This is a genomic window from Labrenzia sp. R5_0, assembly GCF_017743835.1.
GTDB lineage: Bacteria > Pseudomonadota > Alphaproteobacteria > Rhizobiales > Stappiaceae > Roseibium > Roseibium algicola.
Window position 1 is genome coordinate 1 of sequence record NZ_JAGHRK010000002.1, and the last position, 22360, is coordinate 22360.

Below are 22360 nucleotides of genomic sequence, written 5' to 3' on the forward strand. Positions count from 1 at the left end.
CTCCCCATCCCTACCACGACCGGATCCAGGGAACCGGCCCGCCCCCCGCAGGCCGGTTCCCGCCTTTTCAGGCCCAGCTCAATCGGGATCGGGTCGAAGGGGTCAAGATCAAAGCGGATCAGAGTTCCCGCAGGCCGGCCTTGAAGCGTCGCCAGTTGCGCACATATCCGTCGGCGGAATTCGCAATCCCGTTCGCTGCTTCCAGCGGCAACGTTTTCACGACCTTTCCTGGCACGCCCACCACAAGAGAATTGTCCGGAATTTCTTTGCCTTCGGCAATAAGGGCATTGGCACCAATGATACAGTTGGAGCCGATGACAGCGCCGTTCAGAATTGTCGCGCCCATTCCGACCAGCGAATTGTCCTTGATCGTACAGCCATGCAGGATTGCCTTGTGGCCGATCGTGCAGTTGGCGCCGATGGTCAGCGGGTAACCCATGTCCGTATGAAAGACGCAACCGTCCTGGACGTTGGAGCGCATGCCGACGGTAATCGGCTCGTTATCACCACGCAGGACCGCGTTGAACCAGACGCTTGCAGCTTCCTGCAGAATGATATCGCCAATCAGCGTCGCATTCGGTGCGATCCAGTATTCTCCGTTTTCCGGAAAAACAGGGGTACGTCCATCAAGAGCAAAGACCGGCATGAGACCTCAGGTGTAACCAATCATGATCAGGGCAACGTTGATCACCATAACACCGGAACACATGCTCCACATGCCGGCAATCGTCGAAGACGCGACCAGCCAACCCAACGGCCGCTTTTCGATCCTGCGTCCACGAATGGCATTGCGCATGATGATGAAGGGTCCAGCGAACACGCAGACAAAAACGCCGGCGATAAACGACAGGATGCCCTCTCCGTCAAAGGCGAACTTCGGCGGCTGCTTCGTGATCAGCTGATAAAGGCTGCCCAGCACACCGGACGCAACAAATCCGGCGCATGCGATATATCCAACGATTAGAAGATTGAACAGCACGCCCGTTAACCCCTTGTTAACTCTTTCGCACGGAAAGTGATTAAGAATTCGTAAAGGGTCAAGAGCAAAGACTGTGCCGGAACGGCAAATGAGCGAAATCCCCTCAATTGAGCCACTTCGAGCAGTGTCAACGCCTTCCCCAAGCGGGACACCTGTGCCGTTTCAGGACAACCTGTCCCATATATGTGCACAGCCAATCAAGGGACTGAAGTCGTGATACCTGTCTCCTTGCCAGGCCCGATCAGAACCGATCCCCGCCACTTCACTTGGCTGGCGTTGGCAATGTGTGTATTGGGCACGGCTCATGTTGGCGGGAAGATCTACTCCTGGTCATCCGGCTGGCCGATGGAGGCAGGCATCAGACAGGACCAGCCCGTCCGCTTTGCGGTTGGCACGACCCGCTTTGAGCTTCCCCTGAACCTGATCGCGACGGCTTCGCAGAAACGACAGGCCCTTGGTTCCGAAGCCGCGTTTGAAACACTTCGCCTGAACCTGCATTGGTCTTCCAGCGCCACGAAAAACAGCGATACGGGATGGGACACCCCTGCGACGATCCAGGTTGACCTTGAGAGCAATCCCGGCCGGGAGAGCCTGCGGGCAAGGCTTGATCCGTTCTACAGGCGTCTTGCACGCGGCGGCGAGATGAAGGGGCCTTCTGGACTGAAAGTGCTGAAATTGTCGGCGCGTGGCGCGCCTGCGACGGATCTCATCGTCTACGATCCAACCGTTCAAAACGGCTTCATCGCACGATGCCGCAAAGACAGCACTTCCGGAAAAGCCGGTTGCCACCGCGCCATCGTGTTCGCCTCGGGTCTGGAGCTGCGCTACAGCTTCGATCAATCGCTTCTGCCGGACTGGCGCCGTCTCGACGGCGACATCGTTGCCAGCATCGAAGGTTACCGTATGCAATGACCTGACTTGAGCGGATGGCGGAGAAATGAAAAAGGCGGCTCACCAGAGGAGCCGCCTTTTCACTTTACGATCGAAAAGTCTGAAACTCAGACTTCGTCCAGATCAATTTCAAGGATTGCCATCTGGAAGTTCCAGCTCAGATCTTCATCCTCATCGTCCCGGAAGATGACACCGATGAATTCATCGCCGATGTAAACTTCAGCAGAGTCGTCCTTGCGCGGGCGAGCCTGCACCTTGATGGTCTTGTTCTCGAACTTCGAACGCAGATAGGCTTCGATCTTTCGGATTTCATCGGGTTTCACGGCGCTCTCCTGTTCTTTGCCTTCAGCATCAATCTGGCGCGGACCCTACAGGAGCCAACGGAAATGCCAAAGCCTTTCCGCAAGCTTTCCCCGTCTTCCTGAAACCGGAATTTCAATTCGTCTGGCCGGCGTCTTCACCGAGCAGCTGATTCATGCTGCGTGCCGGTTCTGCGCACCCTGCCTTGCCAACGATCTTGGCCGGAACCCCGGCAACCGTCGTGTTTGCAGGCACGTCCTGAAGCACCACGGACCCCGAGGCAATGCGCGAGCAATGTCCGATTTCCAGGTTGCCGAGCACCTTGGCTCCCGCCCCCAGCAAGACACCGCGGCGGATCTTCGGATGGCGGTCGCCATCTTCCTTGCCGGTGCCGCCAAGGGTGACGCCCTGCAGGATCGAGACATCGTCCTCGATCACCGCGGTTCCGCCAACAACAATGCCGGTACCGTGGTCGATGAAGATACCGCGCCCGACAGGAACTGCCGGATGGATGTCGATCTGAAAAACTTCCGAGCTGCGGCTTTGCAGATAAAGGGCAAAATCCTTCCGGCCACGACGCCACAGCCAGTTTGCCAGCCGGTGCGTCTGCAGGCCATGGAAGCCCTTGAAGTAAAGGACCGGCTCCAGGAAACGGAAGCATGCCGGATCGCGGTCGAAGACGGCAACGATGTCGACCCGGAAAATCTTTGCCAGCTCCGGCTCGTCTGCCAGGGCTTCAAGATAGGTTTGCCGGATCAATGATGCGGAAACAATGTCCCGGCCCAGCCGGTCGCCAAGGCGATGAACGACGGCCTCTTCCAGGCTGTCATGGTTCAGAACCGTTTCGTATACGAAAGACGACAGGGCCGGCTCTGCCGCGACCATCGCTTGTGCTTCATCCCTCAGTTGATGCCAGACCGGATCATGGGTCGGAACTTCTTTCAAACCGGTCTTGCTGATCGGTGCCGACATGGCCTGTCTCCTTTTCAAGCCGTCACGAGTGGTCCTTAAAATAGGACTGTCGTCTGATATTCCCAAATCAAACTTCCTGATATCAGATATGACCGTTTCGAATGAACCCCGATACCTGAAGATTTTCAGCATCTTGCTAACTGAAATCGCAATTTGAGGTTAAATCATGCCAACACAAACGTCCCAATCAGCCCCTTCCGGCAACCCGATGGTGATCCGCAACGGTCAGATTGCAGAACTTGTGTTGAATGCGCCCGACAGAAAAAACGCGCTGCCTCTTGCCGCATGGCAGGCAATTCCCGGTCTTCTGGCAGAGCTCGCACGGGATCCGGATCTGCGCGTCTGCATCGTGCGCGGTGCCGGTGGCAAGAGCTTTTGCGCGGGCGCTGACATATCGGAATTCGAAGCCATCCGCTCGACGCCGGAAGCCGCCAAGAGATACGACGACATAAATGTTGCCGCCTTCAAGGCGCTTAAGGCGCTGCCCGTCCCGGTCATTGCGGCAATTGAAGGCCCCTGCCTTGGCGGCGGCCTGGGCCTGGCGCTCGCCTGCGATCTGCGCATCGCGGCCCGTTCCGCCTTTTTCGCCATTCCTGCAGCAAGGCTCGGTCTTGCCTATCCGCCCGAAGCGCTCGGGGATCTGCTGGAGGCCGTTTCACCATCCAACGCCAAGAGATTGCTGTTTTCGGCCGAGCGCCTGACGGCCGAAAAGGCGCTGGACATGGGCCTTGTCAATGAAGTGGTGGATGACATGGATCTGAACCAGCACATCAACGCGCTGAGCAAGGCACTCTGCGCCAATGCGCCTTTGTCACTGAAGGCAGCCAAGCAAGCCATCAATCGCCTCGCCCAGCCTGGCAGTCAGGCGGACGCGACGGCTGACCTTGCCAATGCGCAGGTCTGTATCGACAGTGCCGACTACCGCGAAGGCTGCAGGGCCTTTCTGGAAAAGAGATCGCCGGTGTTCACCGGCATCTGACAAGATCTCAAGCCAAACCCCGAAGCTGAATCAACCTCTCAACCACTTCTGCCAGCAAGTTGAAACGACTCCCGTTTTCACTTCACAGCGAACACCCGAAAGCGTCGCAACGACTTGTCGGCAAACCTGCCTCAGGCCATTGCGGCATCGGTTTTGAGTGCGATCAGGAAGTCCTCTACCGCTCCGGCAAAAACGTCATTGCGATCACCGGCAACCATGTGTCCGGCATCACGGATATCGGTGAATTTCGCGTGAGGCACCAGCGCCTGGAACTCGCGAACATGGTCCATGGACACCAATTCGGAGTTCTGCCCCCGGATCAGTAGAACAGGCACGGAAAGATTGCCCGCCGCAGCCAGCATGCGCTCTTGCGACTCCACCGCCCTGTCTTCGTCCTGATGATGCTTTGACTTCAGGAAAGCCGGGTCCCAATGCCAGCGGTAGCGGCCATCTGCATGGAGGCGAAGATTCTTTGAGAGGCCCGACAGGTCCTTGGGCCGCGAGCGGTTGGGCAGATATCGGGCGATCGCATCAGCGGCCTCTTCCACATCGGCAAAACCGTCATCGACCCTGTCTCCCATGAAGCCCAGGATCTTGGCGACACCACCCATGTCGATCCGCGGCGTGATGTCCACCAGAACCAGCGCAGAAAGACCGCCCCTGTTTTCCTGTCCCTCCGCCAGCATACCGGCAAAGCCGCCAAGCGACGCACCAACGACAACCGGGTTCGCCTTGTGCAAGGCCTCAACCTGACTGGTGACAGCCACGAGATCCCTGGCGAAATCGTCGAATGCATAGTTTCCCGAGGCAACCCAGTCGCTTTCGCCATGTCCGCGCTGATCCAGTGAATAGACCGGGTGCCCGAGATCCGCGATCCTGCGTGCAGCACCGTCCCAGGAGTGCCGGGTCTGGCCGCCGCCGTGGAGCATGATCACAGGCAAGTCCCCTACCCCGTAGCGATCCGCCACCAGACCGTTCTTTTCCGCGCCCTGGAATTCAACACGCTTCGGACCCATGCAACCTCCCTCGATACCCGATCAGCACACCACAGCGCGGCTTGCGCCTCCGGTGGCGTCAGGCCTTACGCTTCAATGTTGTTCAGGAACGCCAGAACGCCCTGCTTGTGCACCTTGTCGCCCACCGCAACCATGTGATCTCGGCCAGGGATCTCCAGAACTTCCGCATGCGGAATCAAGGCCGCCAGCTTGTGCGGTGACCCGGCGATATCGTCCTTCGTACCGACAGCAATCAACACCGGGCGTTCGATGCGCGCGACGTCTTCCTCGCTGATTTTCTGCCGCGAGGAGCGCATACAGGCCGCCAGCGCCCGGCGATCGGACCCCGTCTGCTCCGCAAAGGCCCTGAAGGCGCGTCCGGTGCGATCGGAAATGTCCTGGATGCGGTCGGTCTCAAGGGCTGTCGCAATCGGCTCCGGATCTCCGATGCCGGAAATCATGCCGTAGCCCAGACCGCTGAAGATCGCACGACGCACCCTGCCCGGGTGATTGAGGGTCAGGAATGCCGAGATTCTTGCGCCCATCGAGTAGCCCATGACATCGGCACGCTCGATATCAAGATGGTCGAGCAGGCGTTTGGCATCCTCTGCCATAACCGGTGCACCATAAGCTGCCGGGTCGTAGAACTTCTGACTGTCGCCGTGGCCGCGATTGTCGATGGTAATCACGCGCCTGCCATCGCCTACCAGCAAATCGACCCAACCGGGATACTGCCAGTTCACCTGCTTGTTGGACGCGAACCCGTGGATCAGCAGGATCGGGTCCCCCTCACCTTTATCCTCATAGGCGATCCTAACACCATCGAACTCGAACTGAGGCATCTAAGACATTAACCCTTACGTAAACGGAAAACACAATTTCACGGTAGAGTAAGGGGTTTGGGCAGCGAAGGTAAAGCCCATTTCCGGCTCCAGGTGGAGCCTTGCTGCGGTTGTGGATCGCAGATTCCGGGTCTACCCATATATTTTACAAATGGATATGGTCCGGAAAATTTGCTATCGGGGTCCAACCCTTTAGAGACAGAGGAATTTCAACATGGCGGATCATGTCGTCCCGCATTTCCAGAACTCCAGCGGACACGATTCGGTGGCGATCGGCGCACGGGAATTCATGTGCATCGGCGCAAATCCTCCGTTTGATCATCCCCATGTCTTCCTCGACATGGGTAGTGAGAACGAAGTGGTCTGCCCCTATTGCTCGACGCTCTACAAGTTCGACAAGACACTGCAGGCAACCGAATCCTCGCCTTCAGACTGCACCTGGACGCCTGTAGCGGCGTAACTTATTGGTCTGTCCATGAGCACGAATGGTGAGACCGGTCTTCCGATCATTATTGCCGGCGCAGGGATTGGCGGTCTAACGGCCGCCCTTTGCCTGCATGCTCAAGGGCATGAAATTGTCCTCATGGACAGGGCTCGGCAACTTTCGGAAGTTGGCGCCGGCCTTCAGCTTTCTCCCAACGCCTGCTCGGTACTCGATCAGCTTGGCTTGCTGGAAGACCTCACCCCACATGCCTACGCCCCGGATTTTGTGAAAATCTGCTCGGCAAAATCCGGCGAAGAGCTCGCCAGGGTGACGATGGGCACTTTCCTGAAGGAGCGACACGGCTATCCTTTCTGGGAAATCCACCGGGCAGATCTCCAGCGCGTGCTTCTGGAGAAGGTCCAGGCCAGTGACGGTATCTCCCTCCGCCTTTCAAGCGAAGTTATCGATCTGGAATCCTCGCCCTACGAGCACCTGACCTGCGTGTTCCAGGACAATGAGATCTCGGGAAAACTTCATTGCAGGGCTCTCATTGGCGCTGATGGAGTCTGGTCCAGGACCAGGCGGCTCATTCCCGGACATGAAGACGCTCATTACAGCGGCCAGGTTGCCTACAGGGCTACGGTTCCGATAGATGCGGTGCCCGAGCGCTGGCGCCGCGATGCCGGCCTCTGGTTCCACAAGAGCGCCCATCTGGTGCATTACCCGGTTCGTGGTGGGCGGGAACTGAACATCGTCGGGCTGGTCGAAGAGGCCTGGGAGGACGAGACCTGGTCTGCAAAGGCCAACAAGGAAACCCTTCTGAAGATTTTCCGGGATTGGCCAACCGAAGTTCGCAATCTTCTCACGATCCCTGACGCCTGGTTGAAATGGGCCCTGTGCAGCGTGGACGCTGGAGGCCCCTGGACCCATGGCAATATTGCGCTGATCGGTGATGCCGCCCATGCGATGCTGCCGTTCATGGCGCAGGGGGCGGCAATGTCCATCGAGGACGCAGCGATCCTGGCTGAGCATATGCCTCAGGATGTCGAAAACATCCCCGCTGCCTTCAGGGCGTTTGAGTGGCAACGCAAACAACGGGTACAGCACATTCAAGGTATTTCTTTCAGAAATGCCCGTACATTCCACTACGGTGGCGCGATGGCCTTCGCCCGCGACACCGTTTTGCGCCTGTCGAAACCAACCAGTCTGGCTGCCAGGTTTGACGATATTTATGGCTGGACTCCCGGGCAATAGACCCGCTTTCGCTTGAGCCCGGCGTCAAGCTGGGATAAAGCCAATCCCCATCCATGTGTCAGGGAGTGTGAAGATGACCGGTCAGAGGGCAGATGACGTTGTAACCGCTGCGTTTCTGGTCATCGGGGATGAGATCCTGTCCGGCCGCACGAAGGACAAGAACATCGGCTTCCTCGCCGACTACCTGACTGCGCTTGGCATTGACCTCAAGGAAGTGCGCATTGTTCCGGACGAAAAGCCGGAAATCATCGGTGCCGTCAATGCGCTGCGGGCGCGCTACGACTACGTGTTCACGTCCGGCGGCATTGGCCCGACACACGACGACATCACGGCCGAAAGCATCGCCGACGCCTTTGGTGTTGCACTGAACCTTGATCCGCGCGCTGTCGCAATCATGGAACCCCACTACCCGCCGGGCCAATTCACCCCGGCTCGCCAGCGGATGGCACGAATCCCCGAAGGCGCGGACCTCATCGAAAACAAGGTTTCGAAGGCACCGGGCTTCCGGATCGAGAACGTCCACGTGATGGCAGGCGTGCCGTCGATCATGCAGGCGATGATGGACGCGCTTGCGCCCTCGCTGAAGACAGGCAAGAAGATGCTGTCGGAAACCGTTGCCGCAGACATGCCTGAAAGCCGCATCGCCGAGCGCCTCGCTGCCATTCAGGACGCGCATCCGCAAACCTTGATTGGCTCTTATCCGAGAGCGACGGACGGCAAGTTCACCACACAAATCGTGATCCGCTCGCGGGACGAGGCGATACTGATGGCCGCGGTCAGGGATGTCGCGGAAGCTGTCGCCGACCTGTCGGGATAATCTGAAGGACTAGAAATGGAAAACCCAGCCCAAGACAAAGCATTCCCCGTTTCCTGGGACATGTTTCACAGAGATTCCCGCGCACTAGCCTGGCGCCTTTCTAGCGAAGGCGAATGGAAGGCGATCGTCTGCATCACCCGTGGCGGACTGGTACCGGCCGGGATCGTTGCGCGTGAGCTTGGCATCCGCACCATCGAAACCGTCTGCATTGCGTCCTATCACGACTACGACAGCCAGGGCTCGCTCAAGGTCATCAAGCCGATCGACCCGAAGGTCATCGACCTGGAAGACGGTGAAGGCAGCGGTGTTCTGGTGATCGACGATCTGGTCGACACCGGCAAGACCCTGAAAGTGGTTCGTGAAATGCTGCCGAAGGCACACTACGCGACTGTTTACGCAAAACCGGTCGGCGTGCCCATGGTCGATACCTTCATCACCGAAGTATCCCAGGACACCTGGATCTATTTTCCCTGGGACATGGGCTGGCAGTTCCAGCCGCCGCTTTCGAAAGAAACCGCGGGCTGATCCAGACTTCGCAGACTTTTGAAGGTCCTGCCACGTTTCGGCTGGAACCCTGTTTGTAAATCGACAATCGACCGGTCAGACATGGCGTTTGGCCGGTCTTTCTGCGTGTGCCTTCAAGTCATTCCGGCCAGATCTCTCGGCTCGCCGAAACAAAAATTCGGCAAATCAGAACTTTGTCGCCTGTCATGCGTTTCCCTTCCGAAAACATGGTCGTTACACGCTACGAAAGCCTATTTCGGAAAACGGAATGCTCAACAGACGTTTGTTCCTCGCCTCCGCTGCTGCCGCTCTTGTGACCGGTTGCGCATCCAGCCAAAGAACCGGACAACTTGCAGGACCTGGTTACCCAGCCGATGGTCTGGGAAGAGCTGTGCGCATCTCGCCCGAGTACCTTCAGATGTACCGGGCAATGCCGGAAGAGCCCTACCCTATACCGGCAGTGGATCTGTCGAAGATCGATCCGGTCTACTACCGCCAACTGGTCACCTATGCCGCTCCCGAACCTGCGGGCACGATCATCGTCGATACGCCCAACCGATTTCTCTACCTGACCATGGAGGGCGGCCAGGCAATGCGGTATGGCGTCGGCATAGGTCGGGAAGGATTCGCCTGGGGTGGCCGTGCACGCATCGCACGCAAGGCGGCCTGGCCCAAGTGGACGCCGCCGGCTGAAATGATCGACCGTCAGCCAGAACTGGAGAAATACAGGAACGGCATGCCGCCGGGTCTCGACAACCCGCTGGGTGCGCGAGCACTTTATATTTTTGAAGGCAATCGCGACACGCTCTACCGCCTGCACGGCACGTCGGAAACCTTGTCCATTGGCAAGGCCGTGTCGTCCGGCTGCGTGCGCCTGCTCCAGCAGGACATTATCGATCTTTATAACCGTGTGCCAAACGGCACGCCGATTGTCGTGCGGCAGGCGTAACAGCTGCCGCCCAATTTGGCTTGACTTGGCTTGGTTTGGCTTGGCTTGGCTTGGCTTCGCTCAGGCGATGATTTCGACCGGCTTGACTGCATCAATGCCGTCCAGCCGGACATCGCAGCCGATTGCAAAGGCTTCCACTCCGGCTCGTCTGGCCTCGGCAAAGGCGGCTGCATAGGCAGGGTCGATGTCGTCCGCAAGGCTCATCCGGCTGCAATCGGGCCGCTGGACCAGAAACACCATTGCCGCGCGGTGACCCTCGGCCACCATATCGCCAAGTTCCACAAGATGCTTGGCGCCGCGGGCAGTGACACTGTCCGGAAATTCAGCAAGTCCTGCTTTACGCATCAGGTGGACGTTCTTCACTTCCACGTAGGTCTTCGCGCCGTCTGCACCTTCCAGCAGAATGTCGATACGTGAGTTCTTGCCGTATTTCACTTCACGGCGCAGCGTCTGGTAGCCTGTAAGTCCGGCAATACGCCCTGCCTCCAGCGCTTCTTCCACCAGCTTGTTGGGGTGTGCCGTGTTGATGCCGACCAGAGCCCCGTCAGCCTCGATCACTTCCCAGGAATACTTGAGCTTGCGTTTCGGGTTGTCCGACGCCGACAGCCAGACACGAGATCCCGGCTCCTTCAAGCCGAGCATCGAGCCCGGGTTGGCGCAATGGGCCGTGATCGCACCGCCATTGTCGTCCAGAAGAACATCGGCAAGGAAACGCTTGTAGCGCTTGACCAGACGGCCACTGACAAGGGGCGCGGAAAACTTCATGGCAGATCTCTCTCGTGCAGATCAGGGCCGGACGGCCCCGTTCGTTCAGGTGAGCTTAAAGGTCACTTTGACCAGAAATCCGGATCAAGAAGAACCAGGATTGTGAACAGCTCAAGGCGGCCAACCAGCATGGCAAAGGACAACAGCCACTTGGCGCCATCCGGCAGCGGAGCAAAATGCCCTGCCGGGCCGATGACCGGCCCCAGGCCCGGACCGACGTTGCCCACGGATGTTGCCGCGGCGGAGATGGCGGTAACCAGATCCAGATCGAAGAAGGACAAGGCAACGGTGATGATGCCCACCGACCCCATGTAGACAACAAGGAAGGCCAGAACCGAGAAGGACAGTTCAGGCGTCAGTCTTGTTCCGCCGTACTCTTCCGACATGATCCGGTGCGGACGCACCATGCGGCGCAGATGCGCGCGGACGGTACCGAAGAAGACCAGGAAGCGGAAAATCTTGATGCCGCCGGTCGTTGAACCGGTACAACCGCCAACGAACATCAGCAGCAGCGCAATCCCGACAACCGGCGCGCCCCATTGCGAATAGTCGCCCAGCGCATAACCGGTTCCTGTCACGATGGAAACCACGTTGAAGGTGGCCCTCAACAGCGCTTCATCGAAGGGAAAGTGCATGTTGAGGCCGAGATAGACGGTCAGCGTCAAAGCCACGACTGCCAGAAACCCAAGCAACGCCCTCACCTGCGGATCTCGCCAGAGCTGCAGCGGATGACCGCGCAAGGCCTGGACGATCAGCACGAACGGCAAGGCACCGATGATCATGAAAACGATCGCAACCCAACCTGAGGCCGGATTGGTGAAATAGCCGAAGGATTGATCATGGGTGGAAAAACCACCCGTCGCGATCGTGGTCAGGGCGTGATTGAAGGCATCGAACAGCTCAATCCCCGTGACCAGATAGGCGACGATGCACAGGAATGTCAGGAACAGGTAGGCAAGGCCGATCAGCCGGATCAGTTCAACCGACCGGCTGACAATCTTCTCGGACCGATCGGAGTTCTCGCTCTGGAAAAGCTGCATACCCCCGATCCTCAGGAACGGCAGCAGCACGATGGCCATAACGATGATACCGACGCCGCCCATCCACTGCATCAGCGACCGCCAGACCAGAAGGCCCGGCGGCAGACTGTCGATGCCGGTCAGAACGGTGGATCCCGTGGTGGTGAAACCGGATACCGCCTCGAACACCGCATCCGCGTAGCCGATGCCAAGCCACAGGAACGGCAGCGCGCCGAAGGCCGGCAACGTCGTCCACGCAAGCGTCGTGAGAACGAAGGTCTGCCGTGTGTCCAGTCCCTCGCGCAGCGATCCGCCGACGGCAAGAGACAACAGCATGCCGATCATGCCGGTCAGAAGTGCGGAAAAGACAAAGGCCTGCCAATCGGCATTTTTCTGGGCAACGTCCACGATAGCGGGAATGAGCATGGCAGTTGCCAGGCCGACATACAGAAATCCGAGAACATTCAAAACTGGTCTGAGAGAAATCAAGTATCAGTCTTCCCGAAAAACGCTGTGTCGGTCGGCCGATCCGCGAATTGCCGCACCAACCACTCGTCCTAACGCCTTTCTGCCGATTTTCCAATGGCTTTGGCGCGCGTTCCCCGGAAGATGACGGGGATGACCATCCGGGTCTCGGTCAACAAAAGGCATGTCTCACACCGCCAATAGAGCTTGTCCTTACATTTTGGAACCGCCTGGCGAAGTTGATTGGCGTCTGTGCACGGGCACGTTACGCAGGAACAGCGCGGGAAACCGCCAATTTTTTTAGCCCTGTTCAGGATTTCGTAGCGAATAAGAATTACTTTTACGTGCTAATTGCCAATCCAGCTTCCTATACGTGAAATTGACAAGGATTTGGTGCAATAGAACGGCTCGGACTACATTCGCTTGTATTCAGGATCAGCCTCACCCTGGTGGTGATGGTGCTTTGCAGCATCGGGCTGGTCTCAGGGCTTGCCTATCTCGATTTGTCCAGAAGCACTCAGGAAAATGCCACCATCAGGCTGGACCGGGCCGCACGTGCCGCTGCTTCTATGCTGCATTACGGCACGAATGAAAGCTTCAATCCGGTTTTCGCTGATAGTGGTGAGCCGATCATCATTCGCGTTTCCGAAGCTTCTGCCAAACAATCGCTCCAGCCGAGCGAAAAGCTGGACGGCTTGATCGAAACCATAGGCAAGACCAATCAGGGCGCGGCGAATTTGTTCAGCTGGTCGAGCGAGACCAGATCCTTCGACCGCTTCGCCACAACCATCAGCCACCCCAAGGGTGAGCGTCCGCCGGCTTTTTCCATCAGTGAAGGACACCCCGCATTTGCCAGTCTTTCTGCAGGCCAGCCATATGCGGGCAATGTTCCGGTTCAGGGCAGGTTCCGCCTCGCCTATCTGACGCCGATTGTCACCGATGGCGGTAAGCTTGTCGGTGCAATCGCAGTTGATGTCGGCTGGGCAGACGACCTGACATTGGCAGAAAACCGACTGAAGACACGCATGGCCTCTGCAGCCATTGTCATCCTGTTTGCTGTCATCCTTGTGGGTGGATTGTTCCTGCGTTTCGAATTGCGGCCATTGCGCCGCCTGGCAAAGACAGCGGATGAACTGGCCACCGGCACCCAGCCAAAACGCATTCCCTTCACGGACCGGCGGGACGAGATCGGTGATCTGGCGCATGGTCTGGAGAGGGTCACCGACCTGCAGGACAAGCTTCACAAGCTTGCCTATACGGACCCGGTGACCACCGCAGGCAACCGTGCCAGATACTTCTCGGACCTGAGCGAAGCCTTGCAACGGGCAAGGTCCGGCACCTATTCGGCCTCACTGATCCATCTGGATTTCAATGGCTTTGCCAAGGTGAACGACACCTTCGGCCAGCAGGCAGGTAACCGGGTCCTGTTACAGGCCTATGCACGTCTTGCAAATATCTTCGGTCCGAGCGCGCAGATTGCTCGAATTTCGGCAGACGATTTCTGCATTCTCCTGCCCTTTGACAGCAAGGGCGCGATTGCAGAAGACTACGCGGTGCAGGCAATCGACATGCTGTCCGTCCCCTTCCAGCTGGAAGAAGGCGAAATCCGTGTAGAACCAAGCATCGGCATAGCCCTTTTGCCGCAAGATGCAGAGGACGCTGAAACGGCTCACCGTATGGCAGGACTTGCCTTGCGGGCAGCAAAGCGGAACGCAGGCGCACGATACGAATTCTTCTCTCCGCCCCTGAACGACCGCGTCCAGAGTGAAATGCTCACGGAGACGCTGCTGCGGGCCGCACTTCAGACCCGCCAGCTTGTCTTGCATTATCAGCCCCAGGTTTGCCCTGCCGACGGCCGTCTCATTGGCCTGGAAGCCCTGCTCCGTTGGCCACACGAAAAACGTGGCCTCATCCCGCCGGGAGAGTTCATTCCGATTGCGGAAAAGACCGGCCTTATCCTGGACCTTGGCCAATACGTGCTGGAATCGGCGTGCAAACAGGCTGCAGAGTGGCGGCAGGCCGGTTTCGAATTCGGCCAGGTTTCCATCAACGTATCACCGCTTCAATTCCGCCAGTCCAATTTTGCCGACACGGTTCGCCAGACCCTGAACGACTATGGCCTGCCTGCAAGCTACCTGTGTCTTGAAGTGACGGAAAACGTCTTTGTCGACACCAGGGAACAGCTGGTTCTGAACATACTTTCAGAACTTCAGCAGATTGGTGTCCAGCTTTCCCTGGACGATTTCGGCTCGGGTTACTCTTCCCTGAATTATCTGCACCGGCTGCCATTCCAGGAGCTGAAGATCGACCGAGCCTTCATTTCCGGGGCGGATACGCACCCGCAACGCGAACAGCTGTTTGAGGCGATCGTTCGGCTTGGACGCAGCCTGGGCTTGCGTGTGATAGCGGAAGGTGCCGAGACTGCAGGAGAATTCGCGCTGACAGTGACCCATCACTGCGACGGCCTTCAGGGTTATTATTGCTCCCCGGCCGTACCGGCAAACCTCATTCAATCTCAGCTGCAGAGCTTTAGGGCAGCCTTGAAAGCATCCGGCATCACAAGCGGCTCCGACCAGTCCTCCAAGAAACGAGCCTGATCTTGCCCGGGTATCTTACCCCGAGAGCTTTCCCGTCATCAGGATAGGCGCCGCATCCAGCTTGTGCGCGTTCATCATTTCGGCAATCTGCTCGATAGAAGAAACGAGGTGCGTCCTGTCCTCGGCATTCAGATCATCGAACTTTCGCACGAACTCTTCATGCAGAAGGCCAGGCAGGTTTGAGGCAACCTCTTTTCCACTTTTCGTCAGCTTGGCATGGACGATTCGCCGGTCCGAGACGGATCTGTACCGCTCGACAAGACCCTTTTCTTCCAGCTTGTCGAGAATGGTTACCACGGTCGCCGAGCTCAGGTCAGCGTTGTCCGAAAGGGCTTTGGTCGTCACCTCACCCAGATCCCGAATCCCTTGTAAAACAACGATTTGCGGGATCGTGAGCCCGGTCAGTCTGGACACTTCTCTGGAGCGCAAGTCAATGGCCCGGACGATCTTCCGGATAGCCTTGACCACTTGCGATGCCTGCATCGCCTGCATTATTACACCTCTATTAATTTGAACTCTAATGATTAGACCTCTATATAGTGCACGTCCAGTTACAAAACGGAGATTTTTTTCAATATGTGCGGCATTTGCGGCGAAGTAGTTTTCAATGGCAGTCAGGCAAATGTTGTCCGGGTCAGCCGGATGGCGGACGCCATGGCGGCGCGCGGCCCCGACGGTATGGGTGTAACGCAGCGCGGCCGGGTCGCCTTTGGCCACAGGCGCCTGAAGATTATTGACCTGAGCGAACGTGGTACGCAGCCAATGACCGACATGGCGCTTGGCCTGTCCCTGGTCTTCAACGGCTGCATCTACAATTATCAGGAGCTGCGATCCGAGCTGATTGGCCGCGGCTATTCGTTCTTCTCCACCAGCGACACCGAGGTTATCCTCAAGGCCTGGGCCGAGTGGGGCAAGGATTGCTTTTCCAGGTTCCACGGCATGTTCGCCATCGCCATTCACGAGCATGACAGCGGCCGCATTCACCTTGCCCGCGACAGGTTCGGCATCAAGCCGCTTTACCTGAGCGAAGCGAACGGGCGTCTTGCCTTCGCCTCCTCCCTGCCTGCACTTCTGGCAGGCGGTGGCATCGACAAGTCGATCGACCGGGTGGCGCTGCATCACTACATGAGCTGGCACGCTGTCGTTCCCGCGCCGCGCACAATCCTGAACGGCGTGCGCAAGCTGCCCGCGGCCACGGTGCGGACGCTTGAAGCTGATGGCACCTCTTCCGAGTACACCTATTGGGAACCGCGTTTTGAAAAGACGGCGGAAGATCTTGCCCGCAGCGCCGACGACTGGCGCGATGAAGTCCTGGAGAGCCTGCGCACAGCCGTTCGCCGCCGCATGGTGGCCGACGTACCTGTCGGCGTTCTCCTGTCCGGCGGTGTCGATTCCAGCCTGATCGTCGGTCTGCTGGCCGAGGAAGGCCAGAAGGGTCTTGCGACCTTCTCCATCGGCTTTGAAGAGGCCCATGGCGAAAAGGGCGACGAATTCCAGTACTCGGACCTGATCGCCGAACACTACGGAACAAATCACCAGCAGATCTTCATCCCCTCCTCCGAGCTTCAGGAAAACCTGCCCGGAGCGATCAAGGCGATGTCCGAGCCGATGGTCTCCTATGACAATATCGGCTTCTATCTGCTGTCGCGTGAGGTCTCCAAGCACATCACCGTGGTCCAGTCCGGCCAGGGTGCCGACGAAGTCTTTGCCGGTTACCACTGGTATCCGAAGCTCAGCGGCTCCAACAGTCCGGTTTCCGATTATGCCACGGCCTTCTTCGACCGGACTGAAGCACAGATGACAGAGGCTGTTTCCCCCGCCTACCACTGTGCGAGGGATGAAAGCCTTGCCTTCGTCGAAGAGCATTTCGCCCGCTCCGGCGCTGCCGATCCGGTCGACAAGGCCCTGCGGCTCGATACCAACGTCATGTTGGTGGATGACCCGGTCAAGCGTGTCGACAACCACTCCATGGCCTGGGGCCTTGAGGCGCGCGTTCCGTTCCTCGATCACGAACTGGTCGAGCTCGCCGGACGCATTCCTGCCGAGTTCAAGCTCGCACAGGAAGGCAAGGGCGTCCTGAAGGAAGCTGCGCGCAAGGTCATTCCGAGTGCCGTCATCGACCGTCCGAAGGGCTATTTCCCGGTGCCCGCCCTGAAATACATCCAGGGTGACTACCTCGACATGGTGCGCGACACGCTTTCCAGTCAGGCCGCCAGGGAACGAGGCCTCTTCAACGAGGTTTACCTGCAGAAACTGTATGCCGACCCGACCAAATACATAACGCCTTTGCGTGGTTCCGAGCTTTGGCAGGTCGCGCTTCTGGAAATGTGGCTGCAGGCACAGGAGGTCTGAACATGGCCGAGAATGAACCTTCGCGACCGAAAGGTGCGTTTGACCACCGCCTGAAGCGCATGCGCCAGCATGGGCTCAAACCGGAATACCGGCTGGACGAGACGGAAGCCCAGAAGAACCGGTTCATCGATTGCGGCTGGGGACGGCTGGTGTTTGCCAACACCTATGGCGAAACCGAGAAATTGGTCGAGGTCCTGCGCAACGAGCGACCGGACAGACGCGACATCGCGTTCTATGTGCGTGATCCGCATGTGCTTGTTGGCTCGGCCCCGCAGGAGCTGTTCCTTGACCCCTCGCACACGTTCCGCCTGGATCTCGCGACCTACCGGCCGGCGCGCAATCGTCGCAAGGGCTTCACGGTTCGGCGCCTGTCTTCCCGCAGTGATGCGGAGGCGATCAACGAACTTTATCTCACCCGCGGCATGGTGCCGGTGCCGCCGGAGTTCTTCTGGTCGCAACTCGATCCGCGTACCATCACGGTACTCGTGGCGGAAGAAGACGAGACCGGTGTCATCGTCGGCACCGCAATGGGCGTCGATCACAGCCGGGCCACCAATGATGCCGATCTCGGCAGTTCGCTCTGGTGCCTTGCGGTTTCCCCGCAGGCCCGGTTTCCGGGCATAGGGGAAGCCCTGGTCCGGCGCATGGCGGAGGTCTTCAAGGGCAAGGGCGCACCACACATGGACCTGTCGGTGCTTCACGACAACGAACTTGCCATTGGCCTTTACGACAAACTCGGCTTCGAGCGGGTTCCCTATTTCACCATCAAACGCAAGAACACCATCAACGAGGCCCTGTTCGCCGGCCCTGCCGTTGAAGACAAGCTCAACCCTTACGCCACAATTGTCGTGAACGAGGCACGGCGGCGCGGTATCCAGGCGGAGATCATCGACGCGGAAGGCGGCTTCTTCCGCCTGTCCTATGGTGGCCGCTCGGTCGCCTGCCGGGAATCCTTGAGCGAATTCACCAGTGCCGTCGCCATGTCCATCTGCGACGACAAGGCCACCACGCGCCGGATCGTCGAAAGGGCCGGTGTAAACGTGCCTGACCAGATCCTGGCAGGATCCGCTGACGAGATCGCCGCGTTTCTGGACCTGCACGGTTCGGTTGTGGTCAAGCCTGCGCGCGGTGAACAGGGCAAGGGCATCGCCATCGGACTGACAACGACCGAAGACGTCATGGCTGCGGTCGAAGTCGCCCGTACCTACTCCAACGATGTTCTGGTGGAGGAATTCGTGACCGGTCAGGATCTGCGGCTTGTCGTGATCGACTACAAGGTGGTTGCGACCGCCCTGCGCAAACCGGCCGAGGTCACCGGAAACGGCAAGGCCACGATAGGAGAACTGATCGAAATCCAGTCCCGCCGCCGGTCTGCGGCAACAGGCGGGGAATCCAGGATCGAAGTGGACGACGAGGTTCTGCGCTGCCTCACAGCCAACGGCTTTCAGCTGGAAGATATCCTGCCAGAAGGCAAGACCTTGCCGGTCCGCCGTACGGCCAACCTTCATACCGGCGGCACCATTCATGATGTGACTGGCGAAACCCATCACACCCTGATCGAAGCCGCGATCAAGGCAGCGCGCGCAATTGAAATTCCGGTGACAGGCATTGACTTGATGGTCAAAGACCCGCGACAACCGGAGTACCGCTTTATCGAGGCGAACGAGCGGCCGGGGCTCGCCAACCACGAACCTCAGCCAACCGCAGAACGCTTCGTGGACTTCCTGTTTCCCCTGTCGGTGCCTCAACCCGTCAGGACGACCTTGAACCGGGCCGGAACATGACCTTGCTGAATATCGATATTTCCTATTTGAGCGATCGACTGAAGGAACTTCTGAAAATCCCCAGCCCGACGGGCTATACGGACGAAATTGTCCGTCACGTTTCCAAGGAACTGGAGGCGCTGGGGGTATTTTACGAAATTACCCGCCGTGGCGGTGTTCGGGCGAGAGTGTCCGGCAAGTCGCGCCGTCCCGCGCGGGCCTTCGTATCGCATCTCGATACGCTTGGGGCTCAGGTAAAATCGCTGAAAGACAACGGTCGGCTGGAGCTTGTGTCTATCGGCCACTGGTCCGCCCGCTTCGCGGAAGGAGCCCGCACGACGATCTTTTCCGAAAGCGGCGCATACACCGGCACCATCTTGCCGCTGAAGGCGTCGGGGCACACCTACAACACAGGCGTGGATGAACTTCCGGTCGGCTGGCCCTACGTCGAACTTCGCGTAGACGCCTATTCCAAGTCGGTAGACGACCTGCACCGGCTTGGTATCGACGTCGGCGATTTTGTTTCCATAGACCCGGCGCCGGAGTTCCTGGAAAACGGCTTCATCGTTTCCCGCCACCTGGACAACAAGGCAGGTGTTGCGGTGATGCTGGCGGCGATCAAGGCGCTGGTGGAATCCGACATCGAACCGACGGTCGACGTGTTCTGGCTGTTCACGATTGCAGAGGAAACCGGCCATGGCGCCCAGTCCATCTTGACGCCAGACATCGCGTCGCTGGTTGCCATCGACAACGGCACCACTGCCCCAGGGCAGAATTCGGACGAATTCGGCGTCACGATCGCCATGGCGGACCAGACCGGACCGTTCGACTATCATCTCACCCGCAAGATGGTCCAACTCTGCCGGGACAACGACATCAAGTTCCAGAAGGATGTCTTCCGCTTCTATCGCTCGGATGCGGCAACCGCCATCGAAGCGGGTGCGGACGTGCGCACGGCGCTGATCACATTTGGCGTTGATGCCAGCCACGGCTATGAGCGCATCCACATGCACGCGCTGCGCTCGCTCGCCGAACTGGCGACCGGCTATGCCCTCAGCCCGGTGGAAATCCAGCGGGACGCCCGCGAATTTGCGGACCTCAAGGGCTTTACCCGTCAGCCGACCGCCGATGCCGACCAGACACTCAATCCGGAGACGGACGAACCGCTGCCGGAACCGGCGGGCGAATAACGCCCGCCGCCGAGACCGGCTCGTTCAGCGGTTGAGTTCCGCGATCATGTGCCAGTGCCACGAGCCGGGCTTCGAGTGCACCTTGTCTTCCAGGTAACTCAGCTCAAACCGGTCGAAAAGCGACACCAGCTCACTCGCATTGCAATAGAAATGCGGGTGATCCTTGTCGTCGTCCCCTTCACGAACCCACGTGTCCGCGGCAATTTCCGTCCCGATCCCGAAGTTCGCGTTGCGCTTTGACAGCATGGTTCCCTGGTAGATTCCGCCAGGCTTCAACACCCGGGCAATCTCCGAAATGGCTGTACGGACGATCGACGGATCACCGTGATAGATCACGTTGAAGGACAGAACATAGTCGAAACTGTCGTCCTCAAAGGGCAGCGACGTCATCGGCGCCAGATGCGTCGCGATCTGCATGCTTTCCAGTGCCGCGCTCTTTTTCAGCTCGGCCAGCCCGGCTTCGGAGAGATCCATCGCGTGGGTCTCGAACCCGGCGCGGGCAAAGGAAAGCGCATGTCGGCCAACCCCGCAGCCCAGATCCAGGGCCTTCACCGGCCCCTGCTTCTGAAGTCTTTCGATCAGACCGGCAACGTCAGCCTCCGGACGCAGCCAATCCGCTCGGCCTTCTTCTGTCTGCCAGCGCTTGTCCCACGCGAGATGGGCGGTATCGGTTTTTTCCAGAGTGTGCGTGTCGCTCATTGAGACGATCCTTCCAGTATCCGGCTGCGGGCGATTGTGCCAAGCCGCTCAACACAAAGAACCAGCACGAAGATCATCAGGATGATGGTCATCGCGAGCTGGTAGTCGAAAAAGTCCATGGCCACCTTGAGTTCGATGCCGATACCCCCTGCCCCGACAAGACCAAGCACGACTGAGGACCGTGTCGCCTTTTCAAGCGCGAACAGCGAGGTGGTGATAAAGGAGGGCATCGCGGCAGGTACCACTGCACAGAAGATCGTGTCGAAACGCCCTGCACCGGCCGCTGTCAGCGCCTCGGTTGGTCCTTTCTCCACATCCTCCATGGCTTCTGCGAAGAAGCGTCCGCAAAAACCGATGGTGTCGACGGCAATCGCAAGCGTGCCCGCGAATGGGCCAAGTCCGACCGAAATGACAAAGACCAATGCCCAGACCAGATCCGGCACCGTCCTGAAGAGGGCAACCAGCAAGCGGGCACAGGTATAGACAGCCCGGGACAACATCGACGGCCGCGTCAGGCCTTTTGCGGCCAAGATCGCCAACGGCAGGCTGAGGACGATGCCGATAAGTGTGCCCGCGAGCGCCATCTGAAACGTTTCCAGCAACGCCTTTGACAGTTGCGGCAACCTTTCCAGCGAAGGCGGCCAGGCCCTCGACAGGAAGTCGACCAGCGCCGGACCGCCAGAAACCAGCGCGGAAAACGACCAGCCTGCCCCCTGAAACGACCAGACTACGAAGGCCAGCAGCGCGACATAGGCGACAAAATGAAATGCACCCGGGCGTTCAAACCGATCCGGCATGCGGGAGCGTTTCAATGTCAGGAGATCAGCCATAATGCTTCCCCAGATCCGCAACACTCAGGTTGCTGCTCTTCTCGTCCAGAACGACTTCCCCCTGCCGGATTGCAAGGACCCGATCGGAGTAGGCGAGCGCCTGCTGCACGTTGTGCGAGGTGAACAGGAGCGTGATCCCCTCCTCTCGGGTGAGTTGGCGGAAAAGGTCCATCACTTCCTGGCCGGCAACCGGATCAAGGCTGGCAACGGGTTCGTCCGCGACGATCATTCTGGGCTGCTGCATCAAGGCTCTGGCGATCGCAACCCGCTGGGACTGACCGCCCGAGAGCTGGTCCGCCCGTTTCAGTGCATGGTCCGCGAGCCCTACCCTTTCGAGGCAAGACATTGCCCGGTCACGCAATGCCGTTTTGGCCAGGAACTGCGACCAGCCGCGCATGCCACCGGTGCGGCCAAGGTTCCCATGGATTACGTTGGTCAACGCCGAAACACGAGGCACCAGGTTGTGCTTTTGAAAGACAAAACCGACCTCGACGCGAACCCGCCTGAGCTGGCGCTGTCGCGCGGAGGAAATGTCTTCACCGAACAACACAACCGAACCGGCTTCCGGCTCGATCAGGCGCAGCGCACAGCGCAATGCGGTCGATTTTCCGGCGCCGTTTGAACCTATCAAGGCAACCGCTTCCTCACGGCCCACGGAGAAGGAAACTTCGCGCAGCACACTCCGGTCCTTGCCGAAAGTCTTGCAAAGGCCTTCGACCTTCAGGTCACACGGCGTCTCCGTCACGGGCTGTCGGGCTGGGACCGCCGGCGCAA

23 protein-coding genes are annotated in these 22360 nt (G+C 58.8%); 11 read left to right on the top strand and 12 right to left on the bottom strand.

From position 1 onward, the window contains the following. Positions 1-118: 118 nt before the first annotated feature. Both J7447_RS08825 and J7447_RS08830 read right to left on the bottom strand, forming a co-directional pair. The gene (locus tag J7447_RS08825) at positions 119-646 is read right to left on the bottom strand and encodes a gamma carbonic anhydrase family protein (RefSeq protein WP_023001077.1); all 528 of its coding nucleotides are present in this window, start codon (positions 644-646) and stop codon (positions 119-121) included. Between the two features lie 6 nt (positions 647-652). Further along, complete coding sequence (locus tag J7447_RS08830) at positions 653-979, bottom strand: hypothetical protein (RefSeq protein WP_023001076.1); 327 nt, start codon at positions 977-979, stop codon at positions 653-655. A 282-nt stretch (positions 980-1261) separates the two neighbouring features. Between J7447_RS08830 and J7447_RS08835 the strand changes: the two genes are divergently transcribed. After that, positions 1262-1891: a hypothetical protein gene (locus J7447_RS08835; protein WP_145903469.1), complete on the top strand. Its 630-nt coding sequence runs from the start codon at positions 1262-1264 to the stop codon at positions 1889-1891. An 86-nt stretch (positions 1892-1977) separates the two neighbouring features. On the opposite strand, the gene J7447_RS08840 is transcribed toward J7447_RS08835, so the two are convergent. Together J7447_RS08840 and cysE are read right to left on the bottom strand one after the other, a co-directional pair. Then, entirely contained in the window at positions 1978-2193 is a 216-nt protein-coding gene (locus tag J7447_RS08840; protein ID WP_006940479.1) for a DUF3126 family protein, read from the bottom strand. Between the two features lie 112 nt (positions 2194-2305). Beyond that, complete coding sequence (gene cysE / locus J7447_RS08845; RefSeq protein ID WP_023001074.1) at positions 2306-3142, bottom strand: serine O-acetyltransferase; 837 nt, start codon at positions 3140-3142, stop codon at positions 2306-2308. 166 nt (positions 3143-3308) lie between these two features. Between cysE and J7447_RS08850 the strand changes: the two genes are divergently transcribed. Beyond that, a complete protein-coding gene (locus J7447_RS08850; RefSeq protein WP_209169401.1) occupies positions 3309-4121 on the top strand; it encodes an enoyl-CoA hydratase in 813 nt (270 codons plus the stop codon). Between the two features lie 131 nt (positions 4122-4252). Here J7447_RS08850 and J7447_RS08855 read toward each other — a convergent pair whose 3' ends face one another. Continuing rightward, a complete protein-coding gene (locus tag J7447_RS08855; protein WP_209169402.1) occupies positions 4253-5137 on the bottom strand; it encodes an alpha/beta hydrolase in 885 nt (294 codons plus the stop codon). 65 nt (positions 5138-5202) lie between these two features. Next, a complete protein-coding gene (locus J7447_RS08860; RefSeq protein WP_055654839.1) occupies positions 5203-5958 on the bottom strand; it encodes an alpha/beta hydrolase in 756 nt (251 codons plus the stop codon). 214 nt (positions 5959-6172) lie between these two features. Between J7447_RS08860 and J7447_RS08865 the strand changes: the two genes are divergently transcribed. The 5 genes from J7447_RS08865 (at position 6173) to J7447_RS08885 (ending at position 9906) form a co-directional block, all read left to right on the top strand. Beyond that, the gene (locus J7447_RS08865; RefSeq protein ID WP_023001070.1) at positions 6173-6418 is read left to right on the top strand and encodes a zinc-finger domain-containing protein; all 246 of its coding nucleotides are present in this window, start codon (positions 6173-6175) and stop codon (positions 6416-6418) included. 15 nt (positions 6419-6433) lie between these two features. Then, positions 6434-7636, top strand: coding sequence for an FAD-dependent monooxygenase (locus J7447_RS08870; RefSeq protein ID WP_209169403.1), 1203 nt, complete (start codon positions 6434-6436; stop codon positions 7634-7636). Positions 7637-7709: 73 nt separating this feature from the next. Next, complete coding sequence (locus tag J7447_RS08875) at positions 7710-8453, top strand: molybdopterin-binding protein (protein WP_023001068.1); 744 nt, start codon at positions 7710-7712, stop codon at positions 8451-8453. A 15-nt stretch (positions 8454-8468) separates the two neighbouring features. Continuing rightward, entirely contained in the window at positions 8469-8978 is a 510-nt protein-coding gene (gpt, locus tag J7447_RS08880) for a xanthine phosphoribosyltransferase (protein ID WP_023001067.1), read from the top strand. A gap of 247 nt (positions 8979-9225) precedes the next feature. After that, the gene (locus tag J7447_RS08885) at positions 9226-9906 is read left to right on the top strand and encodes a L,D-transpeptidase (RefSeq protein WP_075282450.1); all 681 of its coding nucleotides are present in this window, start codon (positions 9226-9228) and stop codon (positions 9904-9906) included. Positions 9907-9966: 60 nt separating this feature from the next. On the opposite strand, the gene sfsA is transcribed toward J7447_RS08885, so the two are convergent. Beyond that, positions 9967-10671, bottom strand: coding sequence for a DNA/RNA nuclease SfsA (gene sfsA / locus J7447_RS08890; RefSeq protein ID WP_023001065.1), 705 nt, complete (start codon positions 10669-10671; stop codon positions 9967-9969). A gap of 62 nt (positions 10672-10733) precedes the next feature. Then, a complete protein-coding gene (locus J7447_RS08895) occupies positions 10734-12158 on the bottom strand; it encodes a TrkH family potassium uptake protein (protein WP_023001064.1) in 1425 nt (474 codons plus the stop codon). Positions 12159-12610: 452 nt separating this feature from the next. On the opposite strand from J7447_RS08895, the gene J7447_RS08900 reads away from it, so the two are divergent. Next, on the top strand, positions 12611-14752 hold the full coding sequence (locus tag J7447_RS08900; RefSeq protein WP_286189148.1) for an EAL domain-containing protein: 2142 nt from the start codon (positions 12611-12613) through the stop codon (positions 14750-14752). 15 nt (positions 14753-14767) lie between these two features. Here J7447_RS08900 and J7447_RS08905 read toward each other — a convergent pair whose 3' ends face one another. After that, entirely contained in the window at positions 14768-15244 is a 477-nt protein-coding gene (locus tag J7447_RS08905) for a MarR family transcriptional regulator (RefSeq protein ID WP_023001062.1), read from the bottom strand. A gap of 84 nt (positions 15245-15328) precedes the next feature. On the opposite strand from J7447_RS08905, the gene J7447_RS08910 reads away from it, so the two are divergent. The 3 genes from J7447_RS08910 to J7447_RS08920 are packed head-to-tail and all read left to right on the top strand — an operon-like array spanning position 15329 to position 20057. Next, positions 15329-17104 carry an N-acetylglutaminylglutamine amidotransferase gene (locus J7447_RS08910; RefSeq protein ID WP_209169405.1) on the top strand — a complete coding sequence of 592 codons (1776 nt, stop codon included), beginning with the start codon at positions 15329-15331 and terminating at the stop codon, positions 17102-17104. 2 nt (positions 17105-17106) lie between these two features. Then, a complete protein-coding gene (gene ngg / locus J7447_RS08915) occupies positions 17107-18888 on the top strand; it encodes an N-acetylglutaminylglutamine synthetase (protein WP_209169406.1) in 1782 nt (593 codons plus the stop codon). After that, positions 18885-20057, top strand: a complete 1173-nt coding sequence (locus J7447_RS08920; RefSeq protein ID WP_209169407.1) for an osmoprotectant NAGGN system M42 family peptidase — start codon at positions 18885-18887, stop codon at positions 20055-20057. The genes ngg and J7447_RS08920 overlap by 4 nt, the downstream gene beginning before the upstream one ends. A 24-nt stretch (positions 20058-20081) precedes the next feature. Here the strand turns inward: J7447_RS08920 and J7447_RS08925 are convergent, their stop codons facing one another. Genes J7447_RS08925 through phnC form a run of 3 tightly spaced genes read right to left on the bottom strand, consistent with a single transcriptional unit; the run spans position 20082 to position 22331 of the window. Further along, entirely contained in the window at positions 20082-20756 is a 675-nt protein-coding gene (locus J7447_RS08925; RefSeq protein WP_023001058.1) for a class I SAM-dependent methyltransferase, read from the bottom strand. Continuing rightward, entirely contained in the window at positions 20753-21586 is an 834-nt protein-coding gene (gene phnE / locus J7447_RS08930) for a phosphonate ABC transporter, permease protein PhnE (protein ID WP_286189102.1), read from the bottom strand. The genes J7447_RS08925 and phnE overlap by 4 nt, the downstream gene beginning before the upstream one ends. Beyond that, positions 21579-22331: a phosphonate ABC transporter ATP-binding protein gene (gene phnC / locus J7447_RS08935; RefSeq protein ID WP_209169408.1), complete on the bottom strand. Its 753-nt coding sequence runs from the start codon at positions 22329-22331 to the stop codon at positions 21579-21581. The genes phnE and phnC overlap by 8 nt, the downstream gene beginning before the upstream one ends. Between the last annotated feature and the right edge of the window lie 29 nt (positions 22332-22360).